Annotated in this window: 3 protein-coding genes and 1 pseudogene; all 4 read right to left on the bottom strand. The window is 53.7% G+C overall.

Annotation, left to right across the window (positions count from 1 at the left end; translation table 11 throughout):
- Positions 1-75 precede the first annotated feature (75 nt).
- Positions 76-1,128: pseudogene (locus JUK32_RS10805) on the bottom strand (ISL3 family transposase); the annotation flags it as partial.
- A gap of 137 nt (positions 1,129-1,265) precedes the next feature.
- Complete coding sequence (locus JUK32_RS10800) at positions 1,266-1,772, bottom strand: hypothetical protein (RefSeq protein ID WP_204138863.1); 507 nt, start codon at positions 1,770-1,772, stop codon at positions 1,266-1,268.
- 3 nt (positions 1,773-1,775) lie between these two features.
- Positions 1,776-2,324: a hypothetical protein gene (locus JUK32_RS10795; protein ID WP_309224528.1), complete on the bottom strand. Its 549-nt coding sequence runs from the start codon at positions 2,322-2,324 to the stop codon at positions 1,776-1,778.
- Between the two features lie 132 nt (positions 2,325-2,456).
- Entirely contained in the window at positions 2,457-2,966 is a 510-nt protein-coding gene (locus JUK32_RS10790) for a hypothetical protein (RefSeq protein ID WP_204138862.1), read from the bottom strand.
- Positions 2,967-3,347: the final 381 nt, after the last annotated feature.

The following is a 3,347-nucleotide window of genomic DNA, read 5'->3' as shown; positions in this document are numbered from 1 at the left end:
TGGATCCAGATGACGAAATCAATAAATCCGCCTCTCTAGTTGTCGTCAGCCGACAGGCTCATTGTCGTCTAATAGTTCGAGTAAATAGCTTTTGTAAGGATCGAGCCCACTGCCGCGTCGTCGTATCGAGGGTTGCCATTCTGGAAAGGTCTCATGGGATAGGTAGGTGTAGACGGTGCGTTGGCCCATCCCGAGATGATGGGCAATATCTTCGATGCGAAAGCCCTGCTGCCGTAAAGCATGGACTTGCTGATAGCGTTCCAAGCGTTGAGCCCGTTTGGTTACAGCTGAGGGTAGCAGCGGTTCAGGTGACTCGGGGGCAACGACAGCATGGTCCGGTGTTTGGGCTTGTTCAACCCGCCTGAAGACTTGATTGTGTCCCTTAAAGGCTTTCTCCAGAGTCTCCTCAAGGTTATGCAATAAATGAAAGCGATCCGCGACCTGGATAGCCTCCGGTGCGCCTTCATTCATCCCACGCTTGTAGGTTTTGGAGCGGTCGCGCGATAGGATTTCGACGCCGGGATGCGCTTTCAAGCACTCCGCCAAAGTCTCAGCGCGACGGTCGGGTAATAGGGCGATCGGTTGATGCGTTTCGAGATCCACTAAAATCGTGCCGTATTGATGGCCTCTTCGCAGCGCAAAGTCATCCACGCCCAAAATGCGTGGGGTGTCCGTTTCGGGAAACGATAGGCGGGCGATGAGATGTAGAAAGGTGTTGCGGCTGGCCTCAGCATTCAGATGTTGACCGAGACGGACAGCCGCTCCACCGCCCAAGCTGAGAGCGATGGCGGTGAGCTGCTCAGCGTAGCGTCGGGTGCGTCTGGCCCAAGGGGCCACCATCGTCGGCAATCGCTCGGTGAAGATGCGCCGACGGCAGGTCTCATTCAGGCAAAAGAACTTACACACTTCCAACACGATGGTGAGCCCGAACTGAGCTAGGGGTAAGTCTTTGAGAGTACGCTCATAGCGGCTATGGATACGCCCCGTCAGGGACTGACAAAGCGGGCAACAGCCTACCGCTTGGGTCGAGCAAACGGTAAGGACCATCTGATGACTCTCGGCATCCAGCTCCCAGTGTTTCAGGCTTAGCGTTGAGGCATCGGGCAGAAAATACTCTAGAAGTTCCATAGGACCCTGATCTCGGAGGATAGTTCCTATGTACCGTTCTCTATGAAATTTGGATCACCAAAAGCTGACAAGAGCCCGAAGTTACGAGAATACGCACGAGCCGCTACATCTAGAGAGGGCTGTTGCGGTGCGATCGTTCAAGCATACTTGGGTAATTGAACCTGCCGCTTGACATGAGTCTGAACGGCCTGAGCTGCCGCGATCGCAATGTCATCCCAATCTTCTGGCCTGAGCACTTGGCTAAACACCCGGCGCATCTGAGCGTGAACCGTGTCAGTCATCTCCCATTCCCCCTGTGGTGCTGAGAGCTTCATGGCCAGCAAAGCCATTAAAGCCTCCTGGACTGCCGGTTCCGGCTGATGGAGTCGCGTCATGATGAGTTCCTGGCCTTTCGCTGCCGCCGCCTCTGAGCCAATCCCTAAATCCCACTCTGTGACGAGTTTCTGCCAAGCCTGTACCACCATTGACCGTAACTGAGCAACCTGACTGAAGCCCTGGGGATTCGCCATGAGGGCTCCCAAATGAGTGCCCCAGCCATTGCCCGCTAGGGCCTCACAAGTGACCGATTCCTCCCGACGAGCGGCTGCCTCGAACCAGGCGTCATCTTCCAGCAAATCCATGAAGTTGAAATCATCTTGGGTCATAACTCACCTTTGGAAGCGACCGTACTCAAAGTATGTCAAATTTTCCCGCTCGGGATCGGGGCCATAGTCGGCCATGTTTTGGTCATCATAGAAGCTTTCCGCTCCCGGTAAAGCGTGTAAGCCAACCCGTCCTTCATACCCCAGCTCCCAGCTCCGTTGACGGGCAAATAGGAGCAGGGCAGTCCCGACACCTCGAAGTTTAGGCCGTGCTTGAATTACTTTCCGGTTCCAAGGAGCCGATGCGATCGCTTGAACGTAAACGATCCGGTTACGGCGGTCAATTTGAGAGCGATGCCATTGAGTTTCAATGGCCATCAAGCCTTGAGTCATCCCTTCATGTTCAATTGCGTAGCTCTCGAAGTTATCCGAAGAAAGCGAAATCCGTTTTTTAACCACCCAGTCCCAGAACTTGTCCTCTGCTCCAGCTCGTTCCAGCATCGGACGCCAGTGATCTTCAAAGTTTTCGAGGTGCTTTTGGGCCAAATCAACCAGGAGAGTTTCAATCCGCTGGTTGTCTCGCCCTCGTGCCAGTAATATTCTTCGCCGCACCACCTCAGGTTCCTGTAAAGATGACCAACTAAATCATACGGGTGTACTAGCTTTCAGGGGAAGATGCGAGAATATCTACCTCCCGACTGCCTGCTGCACTGCAATGGTCGCCAATTTAACCGCGATTGCTTCCCTTTACCCCGTCAGCCCCAGCACAAATTCTGTAGTGCCTGGAGTCTGTTTGGCATACCAGAACCACTGCCCTGAGCGATCGCCCGATTTCTTCTTGCTAGGCCGAAACCCACAAGCCCTGAGAAGTTGCCGAGTAGCTGGATCAGGCTTACCCGGAAAAAAGAGTTCAAAGCTGTTCTTGGCGTGATTCTCCACCACCTCCACAGCTTGTAGGTCAGCCGCCGTGGCATGAGGAGCCGCCGCATTCCAGGGCGACCCCGGCTTCAAGACAGACACCTCCGCCTCACCACCGCTACCGCCACTGCGATCGCGATCGCCCTCCTCATCAACCTCCTGCACGGGATAGAAAGACTGCTCAGCCAGATAATCCATCACCAACCACTGAAGATCCTTCACGCCTCCACCAACCCGCTGAGGATTGGCCTCATGAGGAATATGAGGTGAGGAAAACTCCGATTGCCCACAGACCACTGGAGGAACTGGCTCCACCCCCCAATCGCGACAAACCGTCATGACGGCTGATTCAAAGACCGCGATCGAGAACCGTCTTTCACAGTGGACATAGCGATTACCCCCAGAGAGGATTTCTCCCGACCCTTCATCACGTCGGATAGATTCTACCCACTAGCTGTAGCGGCTCGCAAACAAGAATCGTTGTGCTCGCAAACAAGGCAATTTTGAGCTCACATTATTTGCAAACAAGAAGACCATCAGGCTCACATTATTTGCAAACGAGCTCAGATTAAGTGCAAACAGCTTGCAAACAGGACTTTCAGCTCAGATTATTTGCGAATAGACTATGATGCCTACAGGGTAAAGCCTCACTGGTGCAGAAAAGTTTTGGGAGCAAAGTATCGGTAGTCTCATCGTGAGAAAGTCGTCACTTTCGAGAAC

Origin of the sequence: Halomicronema sp. CCY15110, from assembly GCF_016888165.1 — a bacterium.
GTDB lineage: Bacteria > Cyanobacteriota > Cyanobacteriia > Phormidesmidales > Phormidesmidaceae > Halomicronema.
Note: the sequence above shows the minus strand (reverse complement) of the source record. Positions and strands in the feature narration are given on the sequence as shown.